We start from the raw sequence: 21,940 nt of genomic DNA, 5'->3' as shown, positions 1-21,940 counted from the left end.
TTTTTACTCCCAACATTTTAATCATACTAATATTTTATAGAATTGTTTTTAACTAAACTTGTTTATTAAATACTCCTTCATTCTCATTATATAATTATACTCGCTTTGATTTTTCTTACTGAACTCTAATTTACTGATCAAAGGCATTAATTCTTTTCCAGATTCTCCCATCCAATCCACAATATTAAGTATGGACAGCATGGCGTATGATGACTGTTCCATTAGAGATTTTAAAATCGCTAAACCTAACTCTTTATTTCCTGAACGAATTAAAAGGTATGCTGCCATGGCTTGTATTTCATGAGATTCATCTTCAATAACTTTCAATCCACCTGCTTCATTATTGAGCAGCAAGCACCCTATTAACCCCCAATAACGCACCCCCAGATGCTCATTGTTCAACATTTCATGCAGTTTGTTAAGATTCTCAGGGCTTTGTTCTAAAGCTATGTCTGCAGCACTTAACAATTCTGAAACATCATACAATTGTGAGTTACGAACCATTTCAAAAATTGTTGTTTTATGTTCTGCTGCCAAACGAACCATTTCTGTTTCCGGAAGTAAGCCACTATCATAAACCTCAATTTGTTCCTTTCGTAGTTCTGTCTTCATAGTAGACGCCACTTTTTGATAGGCTGGTTTTGCTATTAAGTTTTCTGTACAATCCGGATCGTTCTGCATATCGTAAAGCTCTTCGGTCCATTGCTTAGGTTTAAAAAAGCGAGATTGCAATTCATTTGCACGCCCTTCTTCAACTTCTTTAGCCCATGCTTTTGTCGCTTTCATTTTCCACAGGTACATTAAATGTTGCATCCATGGTACATAAGGCATATAATTTCTAATGTACAGATAGCGTTTATCACAAAGTGCCCGGGCATTATCTATCCGTTCGTCCATTCTCCCTCTAAAGGCGAAATGATATTCTTTTTCAGCTTCTGCTTTTGAACCTAAAAAAATATTACCCTGCATATAATTTGGAATGGAAGCTCCGGCAATACTAAGCCAGGTTTTAGGCATATCTGCAAAACTAACCATCCTATCTATCTTTGATCCCAATCTGGAAGCCGGCCATAATGCTTTATAGCGCTCTGGTATTCTAACAATTAAAGGGCAGTGAAGACTATTTGCAAATAAAAACCGTTTGCTTCTGGGCAATACACCACCATGATCTGAAACATAAATAACAATAGTATTTTCTGCCAACCCCATGTCTTCCAGTTTTTTTAATTTGGCTCCAACATCTACATCCATTTGTTTTAAGGCATCATAGTACTTTGCGTAGTTCTTTCTTACATCGGGTACGTCCGGGTGGAATTTGCGTAATATGGTTTTATTAGGGTCATGATTTGTGTGGTCAACATCGCCTTGAGCTCTACTTTCGTGAGAATTCCCTAGATTAATGACTTGAAAGAACGGTTGGTTATTTTTTAACGCCTCCCAGTCTTCTGAACTGGAATTATCCCAGCAATCGGTTCCATCTCTTCCACTAATATTGTAGTCCGTTTTTTTGTAATTCCCAGTATAATACCCTTGTTCATTTAAAAAATCCGGATAATAATTAATACTATCATGGGGAATGCGATAAAAACTCCTCATATTGTGCGTTCCCATGGAGAGTGCCAAAATGCCAGTAATCCATGTACTCCTTTGAGCTGCACATACAGGAGCATTTGCATAGGCATTTGTATATAAAAAACCTTCACTGGCCAAATGATCAATGTTAGGAGTTTCAGCAAATGGATTACCATAACAACCTAACCAATCCGCACTATTGTCTTCACTGGTAAGCCAAAGTATATTTGGTCGTTCCTGATTCTGTCCAAAAAACGTCTTGGAAACAATAAGAAAAAAAACTAATAATAAGGTTAAACTGTATCGACTCATTAGTTTTTTATTAGTTTTGAATACATTCATAATATTTAATTTCTTTTTTCTTATTAAATTCCAACTTACTAATTAGAGCATTAGTTTTTTCATGTTTCTCTCATCCAATCCACAATACTAAATACAAATGGCATAGCCCTAAGGAGGCTTTATAATTTCTTTAATCTATCAAATACCCTTTATTTATTTCCTGTTTAAGTAACTTTTCCATTTTGGCTATTTTATCCGGGTGCTGGAGAGACAAATTCACACGTTGTTCAGGGTCTTTTTCAAGGTTGAATAGTAAATTATCCGTATTAAAATCTTTATACCCTTTAAGTTTTTTAAACGAATCCGGCATCTTTGAATGCTGTCCCGTTTTTTTATTGATATATAACCACTTACCTTCCCGAATCCCCCAAGTGTCTTTGTAAGTGTTATGAACAATAACATCTCTATATCCTGTTTTGTTTTTATCTTTCAAAACCGATAAAAAACTCTTACTATCAGGAGCTACATTTGTATTTACTGGGGTATTTGTTATTTCCGCAATTGTAGACATAATATCTATTTGAGATACCAATGCATTTGATACCGTGCCTTCCATAATATGTCCTGGCCATTTTACAATAAAAGGCACATGATGTCCTCCTTCCCAAACGTCTCTTTTTAACCCCCTAAAATCTCCCATACTATAATGGTCAAACTTTTCAGCTCTGGTAAAAGCATATTTTTCCGGTCCGTTATCTGCACTAAAAATTACAATGGTATTTTGGTCCAATGCTTTTTCTTTTAGTGTTTTCAATATCTGGCCTACAACCCAATCGGTTTGAAACATGAAGTCACCATAGGGGCCTGCTTTAGATTTATCAACAAATTCATCATTAGGTATGATTGGTGCATGTGGTGATGGTAATGCCATATACAAGAAAAACGGTTTGTCCTTTTCTTGTTTTTGTATATAGGACACTGTTTTTTTTGTAAGTGCTGGTAATACCTCATAGGGGTTCCAGCCTTTTACTTTAGGCCCGGGACGGAACTCCCAACTTCCTTCGTTTATACCATAGCCCACATTATTCGGATCCATATCAGTATTGGGTAACTTGACGAAATTTTCATTTTCTATCCATGCGTATGGCGGAAAATTAATGGTTCCATCTCCAAAATAATAGTCAAAACCCTGACCCAAAGGCCCTCCTTTTATCGGATTAGTCCAGTCTACATCTTCAGGCTTATAAAACTTACGTTTCTTTCCCCATTGTAACACCTCTCCTGTAGGTTCTCTATTAAACTTCCAATCCCAACCTAAATGCCATTTTCCTATGGCCGCTGTCACATATCCTTTGGTTTTTAATAACTCGGGAATAGTAACATCTGAATCGTTAAACATAGGTTTACCAAAGGCGTTTACAATATTATGAGTTCTTCGCCAATGGTATGTTCCTGTCAGTAATGCAAAGCGACTTGGAGAACAAATTCCCGATGAACTATGGGCGTCTGTAAAACGCATCCCTTCTGCTGCCAATTGATCTAAGTTTGGTGTAGGTATTTTTGAATTAGGATTCTGACAATTTAAATCACCATACCCCATATCATCTGCATAAATTATAATTATGTTGGGTTTGGAAGTCTGAGCATTTATATTAGATAGCACACAAAGTAATAAAGCAACAACATTTAATATTCTATTTTTCATAAATAAAAATTAATAATCTCTTTCTTTTGAACTATTCTCCACAGAGCTTAACCAGGTATTTAATTCACTCTTCATTTCCTCAACCCGTTTAGAGTTAAAAGCCGCTATATTTTTCTCTTCACCTTCATCTGCTATGATATCATATAGCTCATAATTATTACCGTTATCTTTTGTAATCAATTTATACCTGTGATTTACCCATGAGATTTGATTTTTTAAACGAAACCCCATAGGCTTGTTCCGTTCTTTTTTAGTCTTTTTTATAAATGGCATTAAATTAATACCATCTATAGGCCTGTCATCTGGGTAATCTATATTTAAAACACTTAAAAGCGTTGGTAAATAATCACTAGTAAATGCGGGGACATCTAGCCGCTTCTTTCCTTTTAATTCTCTTTCCCAAACTACAAATGCCGGTGTACGTAGCCCACCTTCATATAAACTTCTTTTTCTACCTTTTAAATGCCCTGCACTTCCCGGTGTTTCATTCTCAGGCCCATTATCACTACAAAACCAGATCATGGTGTTTTCAGATGTTCCGTTACGCTCCAGTTCTTTCCATAGTCTTCCTATTTGATCATCTAATGCGGTAATGCATCCATAATACAGTTGTTCTTTATTAGATAAATCAGGGTATTTAGACTTATAATAATCACTGGTTACAACGGGTAAGTGTGGTGAATGGGTCCAAACCGTAGCAAAAAAAGGCTCGCCTTGAGAAAGTGACCTTTCAATAAAGGACACTACTCTATCCATTATAAGCTTAGTGTCATCTCCAGATAATTCCCCCTCTGCTTTTTGCTCATCTCCTACCCAATAAGCTGTATTAAAATCTTTTGCTTTCTCACCTTTTTTAATGGCTGACCATCCATACCTTTTTGATTCACCATTTTTAAACTCTTCAGGGTAGGCCATAGGATCATATGTGGGGACCTTTGATTCCGTACAGAAATATTCATCATAACCGTGCATAGAAGGAATACTGTAATGCTTAAAGTGCTTTTCTCTACCTCCCCGATTGGCATCCGGTTCTTTTTTAGTATGAATACCTAAATGCCACTTTCCAAAATGCCCTGTGGCGTACCCTTCTTTTTTTAAAAGTTCAGCTATAGTTATTTCCTGGGTTTTTAAATGCCCCGTATTGGCTCCCGGAATTTCCATTCTATAAGGATTTCTACCCGTAACCACACTTGCCCGAGTGGGAGAACATACTGCTGAAGCCGAATAAAAACGATCAAAAATGATCCCCTTGGAAGCCAATGCATCCAAATGAGGTGTTTGAAGAATCGAATTACCATTAAAACCGGCATCAAACCAGCCTTGATCATCAGTCATTATTAAAATAATGTTAGGTCTTTCTGGCAACATTTTTTGTGGGTAAACCAAATTAGTACCACAAAAAATTAACAATGCATAAAAAATTTTATTCATTGTAGCAATTTATATAATTTTTTACTCTATTACTAAAAGTTTTTCTTTTTAGCCTTTTCTTTATAGGTTCCGGTTAAAAATTCTTTTTTATCAGTTACTTTGGCTTTCCTATCAAATAAAACCTTATACTTTTCATAATCATTATCCAATGTCATGTTTTTGATCATATAATTATATTGCTGATCATACAAACTTCTCATTTTCTTCAATGCTTTTTCATGAGTACGTTTGTTTGCAACATTTTCCATTTCATACTTGTCATTGCTAATATTGAATAGCTCTTCTGTTGGTTCCATATGTTTATCTGCATATTGCCAATAAATGTATTTCCAATCTTTGGTAACAACAGCCATTTCCTGAATCTCATCATTCCCCCACATGTTTGTTAATGTAATGACTCTATTTTTATAATCACTAGACCTTTTAGCTATTTGTCTTAAGTTTACACCGTCCATATGGTTTGGAACCTTAATTCCTGCATAATCAAAAATTGTAGGGGCTATATCAATATTTCCGGTAACACTCTCTATAATTTTACCTCTTTTAGTTTCCGGCAGTCTTGGGTCATAAACAATAAGGGGAGATTTAGACGCTTCTTCATATGGCAAAACTTTACCTCCAAAACTATGAGCTCCGCAACTATAGCCATTATCACTGGTAAAAATAATAATCGTGTTATCACTAACTCCAAATTCTTTTAAAGATTTACGAATCATTCCCAAGGCATAATCTACACCATGAATTAACTGATTGTATTTTTTAATGGCATCTTGATAGGATTCTTCTGAATCTCTCCAAAACGTATATTCATTATACTGACGACCGGACTTAGATTGCGGTGATAAATACTTGGCATTTTCTTTACCATAATTAGGTCGCTTTTTATAGGTTTTATTTTTATATACATAATCAAAATACTTATCTGGTGTAAATGGTAAATGTGGTGCTTTGAAACTGATAGACATACAAAACGGCTTCCCTGATTTTTGGGCTTCCTTTATGAAATCATTCGCCCATGCTCCATAAGCTCTGGTGCTATGCGGATATTTTTCGGCATAATGCGCAATAGATTTATTTTTTGCAGTTTCATATTGTGTTTGTCCCGGGCCACCACCCCAAACATCAAATGCCGCTTTTGGAATAACACTCATGTTCCTTTCACTCCAATCCTGACCTTCTGTTACGGCAAATCCAAATTTACCTGCAAAACCGGTAAAATACCCAGCATTCCTTAAAATAACAGGATATGATTGCTGAAATTTTTCTGGTTTAAGCGGCCCATGCATAAAGTTACAACCTGTTTTATATTCATACATCCCGGTCATAATTGTTGCTCTGCTAGCCATACATATAGCTGTAGTGTTATAATGATTTTTAAACATGATCCCTTCCTGAGCCAATAAATCCATATTAGGTGTGACTACCTGATTATTACCATAACAGCCTGTTGCTATACTTGTTTGATCATCTGATAAAAGAAAAATTATATTAGGCTTTTCTTGAGCATATATACCAGTCATTAAATGAATTATGCATATAAAGGAACCGTATTTCAAAAAAGTATTGAATAAATTATTCATATTAATCTTAAATGGCTTTGTGTTTTTTTATTGTGAAATTACTCTTTATCAAGTTACTAATATATGGTAAACAAAGGGAATAATGTAACATATGATTATTCTTTTGACCTAATACAGGAAAGTAAACTAAATTGTATTAATTATACAATTACTAAAATTTTATGCCCGTCACCCGGGTGGCTATCATTGGTATATCTTAAAACTTTAGGAAGCCCTGTTCTTTTAGCCTTTTTATTTCTGCACTCTATAAAGTACATTTATAATGTTTTTGCTTATGCTATTGAGATTAATGAGGTCATACCCAAAGTGATTTTTTAAGATAAGTTGTTTAATTCCCTCAATATATTCATAGTGCTATAGCCCTCTGTTACCCCCAATCAAATATTATTTTTTCGTCAATAACAAAGGATTACGAGTACATATCTACCAGCTTAGTTTATTTAAGTATTTTTCCTGTATTTTTAGTTATCAAAAAATAGCCTATTAAATATACCAATTAATAACTCACTGTGCTAATTCTTTCCAATATAACTAACTCCGCCGTTAAAAGTTTTATCTGGATTAATGTAACTGCCACGAAGATTAATGCTTAATTTTATAAATTGTAAACCAAACAACACACCTTAAATGACATCAAGACTTATTCTGATATTATTTACCATTATATTACAATTTAATTATTCCTGTACTTCCCAAACGACGACGACACTACCTCCTCCTAATATTGTATGGATTACTTCTGAAGATAATTCAAAACATTATATGGACCTGTTTGATGAACACGGTGCCAAAACGCCTAACATAGAAAAGCTGGCTGAGAATGGTGTTATCTACTCACATGCCTTTTCAAACGCAGCAGTATGTAGTGCGGCCAGATCAACCTTAATTTCTGGTTCATATGGCCCCAGATTGGCAACACATTATCACAGAAAACTACAGAAAGTGCCTATGCCAAATGGTATAGAAATGTTTCCTTATTATCTTAGAAAAGCAGGGTATTACACTACTAATAATGCTAAAGAAGACTATAATATCATAAAATCTGATAGTGTCTGGGATGACTCTTCAAAAAAAGCCAATTGGAGAAATCGAAAAGAAGACCAACCATTCTTCCATGTATTCAATATTGGAACGACTCATGAAGGAAAACTCCATTTTACCGAAGTGGACATGAAAAAAGGTACAAAAACTGATCCTGACTCTTGTTTTGTTCTACCTAACCATCCGCAAACACCCCTATTTAAATACACCAATGCCTATTATCATGACAAAATTAAAGAAATGGATACAGAAGTTGGTGAGGTTCTCAATCAACTTAAAAAAGACGGCCTTTTAGAAAATACATTCATTTTTTATTTTGGAGACCACGGTGGGGTGTTGCCCGGAAGTAAAGGCTACATTAACGAAATGGGGGTTCATATCCCTTTGGTAGTCTATATTCCTCCCAATTATAAAGGTTTAGTAGATGAAAAACCAGGGTCTAAATCCGAAGGTTTTGTGAGCTTTATAGATTTTGGGCCTACGGTTTTAAATTTAGCCGGAGTTACTATCCCTGAAAATATAGATGGGAAACCTTTTTTAGGGCACAATATTACAAACAAAGCTGTTTCTGCAAGAGATGAAACGTTTAGCTATGCTGATAGATTTGATGAAAAATACGATATGGTTAGAGCCCTTAGGAAAGGGAAATACAAATACGTAAGAAATTATCAAACATTTAATTATGATGGTTTAATGAATCAATACAGATACAAGCAATTAGGCTATAAGGAATGGAAGCAGTTGTTTAAAGAAAGGAAGCTAAATGCTGTTCAGTCTCAATTCTTTCAGGTTAAACAACCTGAAGCGCTCTATGATATTGAAGCTGATCCGTATGAAACCAACAATTTAGCTAATAACCCTGAATTTGCTCCTGTTTTAAAAGGATTGCGTGACAAACTTAATGCCAGAGTGGAAAGTATGCCTGATCTTTCTTTTTATCCGGAATTTTATTTGATAAAAAATGCTTTTGACAACCCGGTAGATTTTGGTCAAAAGCACAAATCTGACATTAAAAAGTATATTGATATTGCTAATCTTTCTTTGCAGGAATTTGAAAACGTAAAAGACAACATTAAAAAAGGGCTAAGTTCTAATGATGCCTGGGCGCGTTACTGGACTTTAATAACATGTAGTAATTTTGGTGAGCGAGCCAGTATTTTTAATGAAACAATAAAGTCTATTGCTCAAACAGATACAGAACAAATTAATAGAGTGCGTGCTGCTGAGTTTTTAGGTTTAACAGGGATTCAAAATCCGGTTAACACAATGACCAAAGCATTATATACGGTTACCGACGGCGCAGAAGCCTTATTAATACTTAATTCTATGGTATTGATGAAAGATGGTATAAACAGATCCTATACGTTTAATATTATTCCTGAAAAGCTAAAAAAGCAGGTTTCAGAAAATCAGCAGGTCATGAGGCGAATTGAGTACTTTACTCAATCTTAATTGAATCATTTATTTTTAACATTAAAAAAGTGTCTGGGTTTTATTCCGGACGCTTTTTTGCTTTGCCTTAATAACATTTTTAATCATTCCAATGTTCATCAATTACTTTTTGAATATGTGGGAACTTATCATTATCATCTTCATTCAGTGCTTCTCGTTTTGCTTTTAATTGGGTTTTCAGATCAGCTATGATCGATTTATATTGAGGATCATTATAGGCATTATTCATTTCTTTAGGGTCTTTTGTTAAATCATAAAATTCCCATGCCACTGGTGTATGCCATGTAAATCTATTTCCCCAACTTTTCTTATTCCACTCATTATCAGAATTATCTGTATCCACCCAATACTTCCCATAATAAAAAATGAGTTTATGCTGTTTTGTACGAATTCCAAAATGAGCAGGATTTGCATGGGCATGAGCCATATGCATCCAATATCGGTAATAGGTAGCTTGTTGCCAACCTTCCGGTTCTTTTCCGGTTTCAAGTATCTGCTTAAAGCTATTACCCTGCATATAATCCGGAGCCTTTCCTCCTGCCAGTTCTATTAAAGTAGGCGCAAAATCTGTATTGTTAATTATAGCATCTGTACGGGTTCCCGCTTTAATGGTTTCAGGGTATCTCACAAAGAAAGGCATACGCATGGATTCATCATACATCCACCTTTTATCAATATAATCGTGCTCACCTAACATAAAGCCCTGATCGCCTGTATATACTATAATGGTATTGTCATATAATCCTTCTTCTTTCAAAAATTTCACCAATCTGGCTATATTATCGTCAACACCTTTCACACATCTTAAATATCTTTTTAAGTACTCCTGATAGGTCTTACTGGTATAAGCATCACCTTCTAATTGCTCTACTTGTTTAGGGTCAAAATCGGGATTATTCCTTTTAGTATATTTCTTACTCCATAAACGCATCCCCATATGTCTTATGGTATTTCTTTTAGATACAGATGATCCTATATCATGAATTAAAGCATCATGCTCTCCCCTTGTAGCTACAGATCCGTGATTACCATATTTGTACAAACTTTCCGGTTCTGGAATAAATGTGTCTTCAAGATAGTCTCTATAACGCTCGGCATATTCAAAATCATCATGAGGAGCTTTGAACTGGTGCATTAAAAAGAAAGGTTTGTTTTTATCTCTTTTGTTTTTTAACCAATCTAAAGTAATATCAGTAATAACATCAGAGCTATGCCCTTTATGTTGTTTGCCTTCATAGTTAGCCCTTTCGTTAAACGGCTCATAATGCATACCGGACTCGGTTAAGTAAGGATCATAATAAGACCCTTGCTGATGATGCTGTGTAAAAATATTATAATAGTCAAAATTTGGTTGATGTGTTAAATGCCATTTTCCAACAACCGCCGTTTGATAACCCAATTTTTTTATTTCATCAGGCAAGTATTGATTTTTGGTTTCTACTGTACCTTCTAAATCCAACACACCATTAGCCTGGCTATACTGCCCACTAATTATAGTGGCTCTGCTGGGTGTACAAATTGAGTTTGTAACAAAACAGTTGTCAAAAATAATGCCCTCTTTGGCCATTTCATCTAAAGCGGGTGTTGGATTTAAACCTGCTAATCTGCTTCCATAAATACCAAATGCCTGGGAGGTGTGGTCATCAGACATAATGTAAATTATGTTGGGTTTTTGAGTAGTTGAAACGGCCTTATTGTTTTCTGCCTCTGTATTACTTTTGCAAGCCAGAATTGTAGTCGCAAAAAATATTGCGACTATAAACTTTCTAAGTCTTCTTTTAACCTTCATGAAATATAGATGTGTTATTTAGTGATAAACAAATATCGCCATTAACAATTCTAATAACTATCACAAATGGTCAAAAAAAAGGTAGCAAATGTTTATTATTTAATAATTCTTGCGTTTTCAGGAACCTCAAAGCGTGTAGCATCAGGTTTTTCTTTAGAAAGCTTAATATTAGTAAACTGCACATTGTTTCTCAAAGTTGTGGGCAGGTTATTCTCCACATTATACCAGGATATGGTCTCCGGTAATAATAACCCATCTACCTCTTGCCAATTACCATATTGAATAAAACGAAAATCTTTACTCTTTTCTTTTGAAAAGTAAGTCACTGTATAAGCCAACCATGACATTTGATAAGTATCGGGGTCATAATAAAGGATATATTCATCATCCGGAGACTCCCCAATACCGCTTTCATAAGCTATTTTTATTCCGGGATAGGATTTGTCTTCAAATACTAAAGGTTCTGCCTCTTCATAAATAATACCATCATCTGCCAAAACAAAAGGCATGGCATAAAAATAAAACATCAGGTTGTAATAAAATTTAGGGTTTCCTTTGTACTGTGTTGTATCCTTGTCTTTTAACCAAATATCCTTTCCGTTAAAACCCAAAATATGGTTTGGCATATCAATCAATGACTTTCTGTACTTTAAATCTGTAGTAGTCACTTCTCCTCCATTGGGATTTGGTATTGTGAATGTCAATGACTGCATTTTATTCCAGTTCTCTACACCGCCATGAGCTTCAAATACTTTTGAAATATTTTCCGGATAAATGCTTGTTGTAATCTCCAAGTTTTCTTTTGAATAATCTATGGATTCTTTTTTATTGTTCTTACAGGAAGTAAGTGATATAGCAATTACTAAAAGTAGAATATTTTTCATGATATATTTAATTGATTAAATGCTTTTGTCGTTTATAACATAAATATATTACAATAAAAAACACTATCATTTATACCCTTTGATAATTATGAAAATGAATAACAAGGAAATAAGGATCGTTTTTTCATTTTTATGCTAAATTTGCACAAACAAAACTAGTCAAAAATTGCCTACAACATTAATAACCAGCACTCAAAATTCATTTATTCGACAACTTATACAATTACGGGATAAGTCGCGTGAGAGAAGGAAATCCGGGCAGTTTTTAATTGAAGGGCAGCGTGAAATTTCATTAGCTTTAAAAGGCGGATATGAGCTGCAAAACATTTTATTTTACCCCGATTTATTCCCTGCTAAAGCAGTAAAGCAATTAACAGATCAGCAAATAAACCTCATAGAAATCTCTAAAGAAGTATATCAAAAATTAGCCTACCGTGACACTACCGAAGGTATTTTAGCCGTAGCTAAGTCTAAAAACCTGTCATTAGACCATTTAAATTTTGAGACCACCAATCCGTTAATCCTTATTGCCGAAGCTCCTGAAAAACCAGGTAATATTGGTGCTATTTTAAGAACTGCAGATGCCGCAAATGTAGATGCCGTTATTATTGCTAACCCTAAAACCGATTTGTATAATCCTAACATTATCAGGTCTAGTGTAGGTTGTGTGTTTACCAATCAAATAGCCTCAGGAAGTACTACAGCAATTATTGATTTTTTAAAAACCAATAGCATTAACATTTACTGCGCTGCCTTACAAGCCTCAGTAAACTATCACACCCAGGATTTTACTAAACCTACTGCTATTGTTGTAGGAACTGAAGCTACCGGACTTAGTAATGAGTGGCAGGAAAATGCCAATCAAAACATTATTATTCCCATGCAGGGTGAAATAGACTCTATGAATGTATCTGTTGCCGCGGGAATTCTTATTTTTGAAGCGAAAAGACAGCGTAATTTTGAATAACATGTCATTCAGGGCGCAGCGAAGAATCTCTTAGATTAAATGTAAAATTAAACAGATTGCCTCGTTGCTTAAAAGCTCCTCGCAATGACAATAGAAAACTAAATATGACAGCAAGTACCCTTTTTTATATCATTATAGGCATTATCATACTTAACTTTTTAGTTGACAAGATTCTGGACGCCTTAAACGCAAAACATTTTAATGATGAGCTTCCGGAAGACCTCAAAGATGTGTATGATGCTACTGAATACAAGAGGTCTCAAAGTTATAAGGCTACAAAGTATAAGTTCGGATTATTAACTTCAACGTTTTCAATTGTATTGACTTTGGGCTTCTTATTTTTTGATGGCTTTGAATTTGTTGACAATATGGCCAGAACCTTTAGTGAAAACCCTGTTATAGTCGCGTTAATATTCTTTGGTATTATTATGATTGGTAGCGATATTTTGACCACCCCCTTCTCCTATTACAGCACCTTTGTTATTGAGGAAAAATTTGGATTTAACAAAACAACAAAAAAGATCTTCTTTTTGGATAAGGTTAAAAGCTGGCTTATGATGGCTATTCTTGGTGGTGGTATTTTAGCCCTGATTATTTGGTTTTATCAAGTTACCGGCACAAGCTTTTGGCTGTATGCCTGGGCATTGGTTGCGGTTTTTACTTTATTTATGAATATGTTCTACTCAAGACTTATTGTTCCATTATTTAATAAGCAAAGCCCTTTAGAAGCCGGAGACCTTAGAGATAATATTTCGGCTTATGCCAAAACAGTCGGGTTTAAACTCAACAAAATATTTGTTATTGACGGTTCTAAACGCAGCACAAAAGCTAATGCTTATTTTTCAGGATTTGGAAACGAAAAGCGTGTTACACTATATGACACTTTGATTAACGATTTAGAGGTAGATGAAATTGTTGCCGTTTTAGCCCATGAAGTGGGACATTATAAAAAAAAGCATATTATTTTTAATTTATTTGCTTCTATTTTATTAACTGGATTGACGCTTTATATTTTATCTTTATTTATTTCAAATCCTTTATTATCAAATGCTTTGGGAGTTGAACAACCAAGTTTTCATATTGGACTAATTGCTTTCGGGCTATTATATTCTCCCATCTCTGAAGTTACAGGTTTGATTATGAATGTATTTTCCAGAAAGTTTGAATATCAGGCTGATGACTATGCCAAAAACACGTATAAAGCCGAGCCATTAATTACATCGTTAAAAAAGCTCTCTAAAAACAGTTTGAGTAATCTAACTCCGCATCCCGCTTATGTATTTATGCATTATTCGCATCCTACTCTTTTGAATAGGATTAAAAATTTGAGAAAATAGGCTATACCTAAATTCTATAGCCTTTCGAATAGAATAAAAGTATTTACCACTGTTGTGATTCCTTATACAACCTCCCTAAATGTCAATGCGTTAGGGATTGAGCGGCTTGTTTGAGCTCCTTGAAAAGAGCGAGTAGCAAAAGCCCGACCCACAGGGAAACGCCCAAATAAAAAGGATTTAGGGCCTCTATTTTAGCTATTCTTTGCTACACTCTGAATGACAAATAAAAATAGTGTATCTTTGCCGCTTGAAACTCAGAATTATGAGTATAAATTCCTCAGGGTGAGGATGTGTTACTAGAAGTTTAAGGTTAAGTATGTCGATGCACTTCTTTATGTAACACTACATAATATAATCGCATACATAATACAAGAATGAGCACATTCCACGATTTAGGTCTTAATGAAGATCTTTTACAAGCTATTACTGATTTAGGTTTTGAAAAACCAAGTGAAGTACAAGAAAAGGCAATCCCTATTTTATTAGAATCAGAAACCGATTTAGTTGCTTTAGCACAAACGGGAACCGGTAAAACGGCAGCGTTTGGTTTTCCTATGTTAGAGAAGATAGATGTTAATAGCAGAACTACACAAGGTTTAATATTATCTCCAACCAGAGAGCTTTGTTTACAGATTACCAACGAAATGAAATTGTACGGTAAATACTGTAAAGGGCTTAATGTGGTTGCTGTTTACGGTGGGTCCAGTATTACGGATCAGGCTCGTGAAATAAAACGCGGGGCACAAATTATTGTCGCTACTCCCGGACGTATGAAAGATATGATTAGCCGACGTTTGGTAGATATCTCTAAGATTGAATATTCCGTATTGGATGAAGCTGATGAAATGTTGAACATGGGCTTTAAGGAAGATATCACTGATATTTTATCACATACCCCTATTGATAAAAATACCTGGTTATTTTCTGCCACTATGCCCAGAGAGGTGGCTGCTATTGCTAAGAATTTCATGCATAACCCTCAGGAGATTACAGTAGGACGCAAAAATGAAAGTACAACCAACGTTTCTCATGAATACTATTTGGTAAATGCCAGAGATCGTTATCAGGCCTTAAAACGCCTGGCTGATGCTAATCCGGATATTTTCTCTGTAGTGTTTTGTAGAACAAAACGTGATACTCAAAAGGTTGCTGAACAACTTATTGAAGATGGCTATAATGCCGGTGCATTACATGGTGATTTAAGCCAGAATCAGCGTGATTTGGTTATGAATGCTTTTAGAAAAAACCAGATTCAAATGTTGGTGGCTACTGATGTTGCTGCTCGTGGTATTGATGTAGATGATGTTACCCATGTCATAAACTATCAATTACCGGATGAAATTGAAACTTACACCCATCGCTCCGGGCGTACCGGACGTGCAGGAAAAACAGGAGTTTCCATGGTTATTGTCTCAAAAAGTGAAGTGCGAAAAATAAAAAGTATTGAACGCATTATTAAACGCCAATTTGAGAAAAAGGATATTCCTGATGGTATGGAAATTTGTGAGGTACAATTAATGTCCCTTGCCAATAAAATTCATAATACAGAAATCAACCATGAAATTGACAAGTACTTAGCAAGTATTAATGCGTTGTTTGAGGATACCAGTAAAGATGAATTAATTAAAAAATTCTTCTCCGTTGAGTTTACACGCTTTTATAATTATTATAAAAAGGCTAAAAATCTAAATGTTTCTGAAAGTTCTGGTGATAGAGAAAGTGAACGTGACCATAAAGGTGGAAAAAGTGATTCTACACGATATTTCATTAATGTTGGCGGAAAAGATGGTTTTGACTGGATGAAGTTGAAGGACTTCTTAAAGGAACAATTAAACCTAGAGAGAGATGATATCTTTAAAGTAGAGACAAAAGATGCTTTTTCATTTTTTAATACAGAAAATGAGCTAAAAGAGAAAGTACTTTCCCATTTTACTGATTTTAAACACGAAGGACGTTTTGTAAACGTTGAAGTTTCTGAAAACCGCGGACGAGGTGGAAGACGTGACCGAAAAGGAGGCGGAAAAAGAGACGGGCGCGGCGGAGGAAGACGCAATGATAGAAAAGGTAATGATGGAAATAGAAGTGACAGAAGACGGTCTGAAGGAAAATCTAAATCAAGACGTTCTAATTCTAATGATTTTGGAAATTCCAGACCCAGGCGTTCCAGGCGATAAAATGCCTTGTTTTGTTAATTTTTAGTCAAAATAAAAACCCTTAAAGCATTACTAAAAATTTCTTTAGTACTTTTATATCAAAATTGGTATTAAAAATTCTATGAAGAACTATCTGCTCCTTATTTCTTTTTTATTTATCTCTGCTATATCCTTAGCTCAAGAGACAGATAGTGTGTTTGGAGTTATTATTAATTCTTCTGATAACACGCCGCTTGAAAGTGTAAATATTGTTAATTTAAACCAAGTTATTGGTACTACCACAAACAGCAAAGGTGAGTTTTCAATTTCTGCAAAAGTTAATGATACACTTCATCTTTCTTATTTAGGATTCAAATCTATTAAAGTAAGAGTAACCAATGACTGGTTAAAGTTTGGCAGTGCTGAAATTGAGCTTACAGAGTTGGCTTTAGCTCTTGAAGAGGTTGTTGTTAACCAATTAAAATTAACAGGATATTTAGAGGTAGATATTAAGCAAGTACCGGAAATAAATGACAATTATCGTTATAGTATTTCAGGTTTGGAAGGTACAGGTTATGAGGCATCCAGTAAAAAGTCTGGCTTAACCAAGGTTATAGGTTCTATTTTTAATCCTGCTGATTTTTTACATCGTATGTTTGGCAAAAAACCCAATGAGCTCAAAAAGCTTAAAAAAATGAAGCAGGATGATGAAATAAGAAATTTGTTGGCTTCACGCTTTGATAGAGAAATGCTCATGGTTTTACTTCAGGTAGATCGTGTAGATTTGGATGAAATTGTAAACCAGTGTAATTATTCAAAAGGCTTTGTTCAAAGTGCCAATGACCTACAAATCCTTGATGCCATTAGCGAATGCTATGAAGAATATAAACTACTTAGCAGAGGCAGAAGTAGAAAGATTTAATTAAAATAAAAAATCAAGAAAAAAGGAAAATAACATTTGTTTTCCTTTTTTTATGCTTTAGAATGTAATGCTATTCTGTTGCCTTCACTATCTATAAACACACCCATATAACCATATTCCGGAGAAATCTGTGTTTTGGGCTGGTATATTTGCCCTCCGGCATCTTCCACCCTATCCAATTCATTTTGTACATTGTCACTAATAAAATAAATGAGAACTCCTTCTTTGCTTGGGATATAAGATTCTTGTTTAATCAGAGTGCCCGCTGCACCTTCTTTTCCTTCTGTAAACGGAAACCATCCCATTAACAAACCTCCCAAATTATGAATGGCAATATCCACTTTAAAAACCGTTTCATAAAATGTTTTGGCCCTGTCCATATCTGATACTGGAATTTCAAACCAGCCTACCATATTTGTTTCCATAACGCTTAATTTTCTAAAATTGTCTTTAGGCTGGAAAGCCCTTCTTCAAAATCTTTTCCAACAGTTTTATCCATGTTAAAAAACAAAAAGAACACATTTGTTGGTGGCTTACTTTCGCCTGAAAAGCCCCAAATTACTTTAGTCTTTCCTAAATCTGCTTCTTCTACTTTCAAGTAAGCTTCTGACTGTGATTTCCATGGCTTGAAGAACCTTAGTTGGGATTCAATGATCTCATTTTCTACTATTCGGGTCAGCTCTTGTTCTCCAGTACCTACATCTTTATTACCCTCCCATTTAGACAAAAAACCAACCTCCCCATCCGTGCCCTGATACTCTTGTTTCATCTGCGGATCCTTCTTTTTCCAAGGGGACCATTCATTTTGATTTTTGATGAGCTTTATATATTGAAAAACTTCCGGCAAAGGTTTATCTATAAGTACACTTCGATTAACATCATACTTTCTTGGCGCCACCAGTAGCAAAATAATAAATAGTCCAATAAGGATTAAAACGATATAAAGAAAAATCATGGCTATAAAATTTATATTGTTCTATAAATATAATTATTTTTTTCCTTCATAAAACCGTTCTACAATCTCATCATAGCTCTTAATTGTTTTTTTACACCAATCTAAACGCTTTGCATTCACCTCTTTTTCAGAGAGTTGCCACAACACATTAGTTTGTTTCAACTTTGTAGTTACATGTTGTAATATGATAGCTGCCGAAACAGAAATATTTAAACTTTCGGTAAAACCACACATCGGGATTTTTAAAAAACTGTCGGCTGAATTTAAAACCTCTTCAGACAGGCCTTCTGTTTCCCTTCCAAAGAAAAAACAGGATTTTTTGGTCACATCAAAGTCATGTAATTCACAATCATTGGTATGTGGTGTGGTAGCAACGATCTGGTAACCTTTTTGTTTTAAATCCGTAATGCAGCCTTTTACCGTATGATAACGGTTTAAATCCACCCATTTTTGTGCACCCATAGCTATTTCTCTGTCAATACGCTTGGTGTTTTGTTCTTCAACAATATTTATTTCCTGGATTCCAAATACGTCACAACTCCTTATTACTGCACTGGTATTATGCAGCTGATAAACATCTTCTGTGGCTACCGTAAAATGTTTGGTGCGCTGTGATAATACTTTAGCAAACTTATTTTTACGTTGTTCTGTAAGATAAGTTTCTAGGTGTTCAAGAAGTTTTAGATCGATCATATTTCAAAATTAAGAAAGTTTTTGTCATTGCGAGAAATAAAGTACAAATGACAAAGTAATCTTTTTTTAAATTGAATATAAATTGAAACAGATTGCCACATCGTATCTCCTTGCAATGACATAAAGTTAGTATCTTTATTACATGAAACACATTGTAGTACTTACAGGAGCAGGCATAAGTGCTGAAAGTGGCATTAAAACCTTTAGAGATGCTGATGGCTTATGGGAAGGTCATGATGTTATGGAGGTGGCTACTCCTCAAGGTTTTGCTGCAAACCCTGAACTTGTTTTAGATTTTTATAACCAAAGACGAAAACAACTTTTTGAAGTTATGCCCAACCAAGCACATTATGCTTTAACTAAATTGGAAAACGATTTTAAAGTAACTATTGTCACACAAAATGTGGATGATTTACATGAAAGAGCGGGAAGTACAAATGTGATTCATTTACACGGAGAATTGCTAAAAGTAAGAAGCACGACAGATGAAAGCGATATCCAAGAATGGAAAACGGATTTAGTTTTAGGAGATACCTGTAAAAAAGGAGCGCAATTAAGGCCCCATATTGTTTGGTTTGGAGAAGATGTCCCTATGATTGAAAAAGCTGTAAGTATTTGTGAAACAGCAGATATTTTGGTTATTATAGGTACATCCATGCAAGTATATCCCGCAGCCGGATTAATGCACTATGTTCCTGAAGATACGCCTATTTATTTTATTGACCCCAATCCACAAGTATCTAAAAAACCGCATTTGACAGTTATTACTGAGCCTGCTACTATTGGTGTAAAACAGTTGATTGGGTTGTTACATAAATAACTTTTCAATCTTTATTTTTCGCCTCTATCCATTTACTCATATACTTTGTACTTTGCATTGTATGATGTTGTAACATTTGCCCGGTAAAATTGTTTAATCGTATATCGTGGAGCTGTTCCTTAATATATTGAACACTTTTTAAAAGCTTTTCCTGATGTCCTTTTTCATTAAAACGACTATTTATAATATGAAACCCATTTTGTTGAAATGTATTCCATAGCTTTTCATCTTGATATAATTGCACTGCCTTTTCTGCTAAGTTCTTAGGTTTATCTTCAATAAAACCATTAGCCGGTAAATTTCCATACATTCCCTCAGCTCCAATAGATGTTGTTACACAAGGTGTTCCATTCTGCATAGCATCAATCAGCTTACCTTTTAATCCGGCACCAAAACGTATCGGGGCCAAGCAAACTTTGGCTTGTTGCATCACTTGGTTAACATCATCTGCAAATCCTTTAACCAGAAACCCTTCCTTTTCATTATGTAACTGATTTACTTTTTGAGATGTATAAGCCCCATAAATATGTAATTCTACTTTAGGCAGTTGCTTTCTAATTAGAGGCCAAATAACTTCCTTTAGATATAATACCGCATTATAATTAGGGGCGTGTAAAAAATTACCAATACTTATAAAATGTTGACGTTCTTCAAACTGTATAACATTATTAGAAATTCCTTCTAACATAAATGGCAAATACAATAAAAGTGATTTGTCAACCTTAAACTGATCTGTAAGAACCTCCATTTCTGCTTCAGATATGATCAAACTTAAATCACATCTGTATATACTTGCTATTTCACGTTTAGCTATAGTACTGAACAAATAGGTTTTATCAAAAGCCTTCTGATTTTTAAAAGCCTGATGTCTTCCTTTACGTAAACAATGTAAATCCTCTGTATCTAAAATTCTAATAGCGGTGGGGCAATGCTCAGCTATACGCCATCCAAATTGTTCTTCCATCATAAAACGATCAAACATCACAATATCAGGGTTTAGTTTTTGAACAAAAACATCAAAATCAGAATCATTTAATGCTATAGCTTTTTGAGAAACCCCAATGTGGTTCAAATTAAAAGCATTATCACTTTTAGCACATGGACTGGCAAAAGTAATTTCACTACCTTCAGATTGAAAGGCTTCAATCAATTGTAGCATCCTGCTTCCGGCTGCAGAACTTTTAGGTTCCGGCCATACGTAACCAATAATTAATACTTTCTTTTTTGCCACAAACCAGATAATAATTATTATAAATACAAATGTAGTTTCTTATTCAGGCTTTGGTTGCAAGCCATATTTTAGTCTAACCAAATTAGCCCAATCTATAACAGCTTTAATTTGACTTTCGGTCAAGTTTGCTTCAGCATGTGTCCAGGTATAAGACTTCAAGGGCATGCTTTTTTCTTCAACCATTTCAATGAGTTCTTCAAATTTATGATCTTTTCTTTTTATAGAATTGCCTTTCCAGTTAGACACATTAAAATGCTCTTTTCCATGTTTAATATGACCGGACAACCAATAATTTACTGGTGTTATAGTATTATACCATGGGTATCTGGTTACATCACTATGACAATCATAGCAAGTTTCCTTTAAAATTCTTTTGACATCTTCAGGTGGGTTAGTCTCACTTAAAAACGGTTCTATAGAAGCTAAATCTCCCGCATTTTTATCAGGTCTAAAAAATTGAGCGATCAAAAATACTAGTAATATAAACCAAAGTATCTTTTTTATTATCTTCATTTTAGTAATTTTAGATTCTAAAAATACTAAAATTCATTTGACTACAGAGACACTCTATAAAGAATTAAGCAACGTAAATCATTCACGTGAAAAGCGTTTATACTACGCTAACTTAATTGCAAATAATCCAAATTTAGTTCCTAAACTTTTAGAAATTCTTTTCAGAGTTGATGATAAAGCATCACCACGTGCCACCTGGGTTTTTGAATTTATGTGCAGTAATAATATTGAAAGTATTGTTCCCTATTTAGATATATTTACTAAACACATGCATAAAGTACATTTAGATTCTGCGGTCAGGCCAGTTGCCAAAATTTGTGAGCTTTTAGCCAAAGCCTATTATTCAAAAACTAAAAATACCATACAAAAAGCGTTAACCCATATGCATAAAGAGCGTATCATTGAAACCTGCTTTGACTACATGATCAATGATGAAAAAATAGCGCCTAAAGCCTATTCAATGCATACTTTGTTCTTATTTGGGCAGGATTTTGATTGGATCCACCCGGAATTAGCACTTATTTTAGAACGTGATTTTCAAATGCAAAGCTCAGGGTTTAAAGCAAGAGCCAGACATATTTTAAAGAACATAAAGAAAAAATAAGTTGCAAAAAACTTATCCTTTCTTTCCTCT

General features: G+C 34.6%; 18 protein-coding genes. 7 read left to right on the top strand and 11 right to left on the bottom strand.

Going from position 1 to position 21,940, the window contains the following annotated elements:
- Positions 1–48 precede the first annotated feature (48 nt).
- From VOI54_RS15365 to VOI54_RS15350, 4 genes are all read right to left on the bottom strand, one after another.
- On the bottom strand, positions 49–1,884 hold the full coding sequence (locus VOI54_RS15365) for a sulfatase family protein (RefSeq protein WP_326283954.1): 1,836 nt from the start codon (positions 1,882–1,884) through the stop codon (positions 49–51).
- A gap of 160 nt (positions 1,885–2,044) precedes the next feature.
- A complete protein-coding gene (locus VOI54_RS15360) occupies positions 2,045–3,559 on the bottom strand; it encodes a sulfatase family protein (RefSeq protein ID WP_326283953.1) in 1,515 nt (504 codons plus the stop codon).
- Positions 3,560–3,568: 9 nt separating this feature from the next.
- Positions 3,569–4,990, bottom strand: a complete 1,422-nt coding sequence (locus VOI54_RS15355) for a sulfatase family protein (RefSeq protein WP_326283951.1) — start codon at positions 4,988–4,990, stop codon at positions 3,569–3,571.
- Between the two features lie 32 nt (positions 4,991–5,022).
- Positions 5,023–6,510, bottom strand: coding sequence for a sulfatase family protein (locus VOI54_RS15350; RefSeq protein WP_326283949.1), 1,488 nt, complete (start codon positions 6,508–6,510; stop codon positions 5,023–5,025).
- Positions 6,511–7,197: 687 nt separating this feature from the next.
- On the opposite strand from VOI54_RS15350, the gene VOI54_RS15345 reads away from it, so the two are divergent.
- Complete coding sequence (locus VOI54_RS15345; RefSeq protein ID WP_326283947.1) at positions 7,198–9,063, top strand: sulfatase family protein; 1,866 nt, start codon at positions 7,198–7,200, stop codon at positions 9,061–9,063.
- A gap of 79 nt (positions 9,064–9,142) precedes the next feature.
- Here the strand turns inward: VOI54_RS15345 and VOI54_RS15340 are convergent, their stop codons facing one another.
- A complete protein-coding gene (locus tag VOI54_RS15340) occupies positions 9,143–10,852 on the bottom strand; it encodes a sulfatase family protein (RefSeq protein WP_326283945.1) in 1,710 nt (569 codons plus the stop codon).
- 95 nt (positions 10,853–10,947) lie between these two features.
- A complete protein-coding gene (locus tag VOI54_RS15335; protein WP_326283943.1) occupies positions 10,948–11,736 on the bottom strand; it encodes a DUF6503 family protein in 789 nt (262 codons plus the stop codon).
- 166 nt (positions 11,737–11,902) lie between these two features.
- Here VOI54_RS15335 and VOI54_RS15330 point away from each other — a divergent pair, with 166 nt between their 5' ends.
- The 4 genes from VOI54_RS15330 (at position 11,903) to VOI54_RS15315 (ending at position 17,094) form a co-directional block, all read left to right on the top strand.
- On the top strand, positions 11,903–12,703 hold the full coding sequence (locus tag VOI54_RS15330; RefSeq protein WP_326283941.1) for a TrmH family RNA methyltransferase: 801 nt from the start codon (positions 11,903–11,905) through the stop codon (positions 12,701–12,703).
- A gap of 104 nt (positions 12,704–12,807) precedes the next feature.
- The gene (locus VOI54_RS15325) at positions 12,808–14,040 is read left to right on the top strand and encodes a M48 family metallopeptidase (RefSeq protein ID WP_326283939.1); all 1,233 of its coding nucleotides are present in this window, start codon (positions 12,808–12,810) and stop codon (positions 14,038–14,040) included.
- A gap of 374 nt (positions 14,041–14,414) precedes the next feature.
- A complete protein-coding gene (locus VOI54_RS15320; protein WP_326283937.1) occupies positions 14,415–16,214 on the top strand; it encodes a DEAD/DEAH box helicase in 1,800 nt (599 codons plus the stop codon).
- Between the two features lie 100 nt (positions 16,215–16,314).
- Positions 16,315–17,094, top strand: coding sequence for a carboxypeptidase-like regulatory domain-containing protein (locus VOI54_RS15315; protein ID WP_326283935.1), 780 nt, complete (start codon positions 16,315–16,317; stop codon positions 17,092–17,094).
- A gap of 50 nt (positions 17,095–17,144) precedes the next feature.
- On the opposite strand, the gene VOI54_RS15310 is transcribed toward VOI54_RS15315, so the two are convergent.
- The 3 genes from VOI54_RS15310 to VOI54_RS15300 are packed head-to-tail and all read right to left on the bottom strand — an operon-like array spanning position 17,145 to position 18,742.
- Positions 17,145–17,519, bottom strand: a complete 375-nt coding sequence (locus tag VOI54_RS15310; RefSeq protein ID WP_326283933.1) for a VOC family protein — start codon at positions 17,517–17,519, stop codon at positions 17,145–17,147.
- Positions 17,520–17,524: 5 nt separating this feature from the next.
- Entirely contained in the window at positions 17,525–18,049 is a 525-nt protein-coding gene (locus tag VOI54_RS15305; RefSeq protein WP_326283931.1) for an SRPBCC family protein, read from the bottom strand.
- Between the two features lie 33 nt (positions 18,050–18,082).
- Positions 18,083–18,742: a TrmH family RNA methyltransferase gene (locus VOI54_RS15300; RefSeq protein WP_326283930.1), complete on the bottom strand. Its 660-nt coding sequence runs from the start codon at positions 18,740–18,742 to the stop codon at positions 18,083–18,085.
- A gap of 142 nt (positions 18,743–18,884) precedes the next feature.
- Here VOI54_RS15300 and VOI54_RS15295 point away from each other — a divergent pair, with 142 nt between their 5' ends.
- Positions 18,885–19,562, top strand: a complete 678-nt coding sequence (locus VOI54_RS15295; protein WP_326283928.1) for an SIR2 family NAD-dependent protein deacylase — start codon at positions 18,885–18,887, stop codon at positions 19,560–19,562.
- Positions 19,563–19,566: 4 nt separating this feature from the next.
- Here VOI54_RS15295 and VOI54_RS15290 read toward each other — a convergent pair whose 3' ends face one another.
- Both VOI54_RS15290 and VOI54_RS15285 read right to left on the bottom strand, forming a co-directional pair.
- A complete protein-coding gene (locus tag VOI54_RS15290) occupies positions 19,567–20,793 on the bottom strand; it encodes a glycosyltransferase (RefSeq protein ID WP_326283926.1) in 1,227 nt (408 codons plus the stop codon).
- 39 nt (positions 20,794–20,832) lie between these two features.
- A complete protein-coding gene (locus VOI54_RS15285; protein ID WP_326283924.1) occupies positions 20,833–21,306 on the bottom strand; it encodes a heme-binding domain-containing protein in 474 nt (157 codons plus the stop codon).
- 37 nt (positions 21,307–21,343) lie between these two features.
- Here VOI54_RS15285 and VOI54_RS15280 point away from each other — a divergent pair, with 37 nt between their 5' ends.
- Positions 21,344–21,910, top strand: a complete 567-nt coding sequence (locus VOI54_RS15280) for an adenylosuccinate lyase (RefSeq protein WP_326283922.1) — start codon at positions 21,344–21,346, stop codon at positions 21,908–21,910.
- Positions 21,911–21,940: the final 30 nt, after the last annotated feature.

The sequence above is a fragment of the Alterotamlana spongicola genome, from assembly GCF_035818475.1.
GTDB lineage: Bacteria > Bacteroidota > Bacteroidia > Flavobacteriales > Flavobacteriaceae > Cognatitamlana.
Note: the sequence above shows the minus strand (reverse complement) of the source record. Positions and strands in the feature narration are given on the sequence as shown.

Excerpts from the sequence above, each read along its gene's own strand:
- VOI54_RS15365 (WP_326283954.1), bottom strand. The coding sequence starts at position 1,884 with ATGAGTCGATACAGTTTAACCTTATTATTAGTTTTTTTTCTTATTGTT.
- VOI54_RS15360 (WP_326283953.1), bottom strand. The coding sequence starts at position 3,559 with ATGAAAAATAGAATATTAAATGTTGTTGCTTTATTACTTTGTGTGCTA.
- VOI54_RS15355 (WP_326283951.1), bottom strand. The coding sequence starts at position 4,990 with ATGAATAAAATTTTTTATGCATTGTTAATTTTTTGTGGTACTAATTTG.
- VOI54_RS15350 (WP_326283949.1), bottom strand. The coding sequence starts at position 6,510 with ATGACTGGTATATATGCTCAAGAAAAGCCTAATATAATTTTTCTTTTA.
- VOI54_RS15345 (WP_326283947.1), top strand. The coding sequence starts at position 7,198 with ATGACATCAAGACTTATTCTGATATTATTTACCATTATATTACAATTT.
- VOI54_RS15340 (WP_326283945.1), bottom strand. The coding sequence starts at position 10,852 with ATGAAGGTTAAAAGAAGACTTAGAAAGTTTATAGTCGCAATATTTTTT.
- VOI54_RS15335 (WP_326283943.1), bottom strand. The coding sequence starts at position 11,736 with ATGAAAAATATTCTACTTTTAGTAATTGCTATATCACTTACTTCCTGT.
- VOI54_RS15325 (WP_326283939.1), top strand. The coding sequence starts at position 12,808 with ATGACAGCAAGTACCCTTTTTTATATCATTATAGGCATTATCATACTT.
- VOI54_RS15320 (WP_326283937.1), top strand. The coding sequence starts at position 14,415 with ATGAGCACATTCCACGATTTAGGTCTTAATGAAGATCTTTTACAAGCT.
- VOI54_RS15315 (WP_326283935.1), top strand. The coding sequence starts at position 16,315 with ATGAAGAACTATCTGCTCCTTATTTCTTTTTTATTTATCTCTGCTATA.
- VOI54_RS15310 (WP_326283933.1), bottom strand. The coding sequence starts at position 17,519 with ATGGAAACAAATATGGTAGGCTGGTTTGAAATTCCAGTATCAGATATG.
- VOI54_RS15305 (WP_326283931.1), bottom strand. The coding sequence starts at position 18,049 with ATGATTTTTCTTTATATCGTTTTAATCCTTATTGGACTATTTATTATT.
- VOI54_RS15300 (WP_326283930.1), bottom strand. The coding sequence starts at position 18,742 with ATGATCGATCTAAAACTTCTTGAACACCTAGAAACTTATCTTACAGAA.
- VOI54_RS15295 (WP_326283928.1), top strand. The coding sequence starts at position 18,885 with ATGAAACACATTGTAGTACTTACAGGAGCAGGCATAAGTGCTGAAAGT.
- VOI54_RS15285 (WP_326283924.1), bottom strand. The coding sequence starts at position 21,306 with ATGAAGATAATAAAAAAGATACTTTGGTTTATATTACTAGTATTTTTG.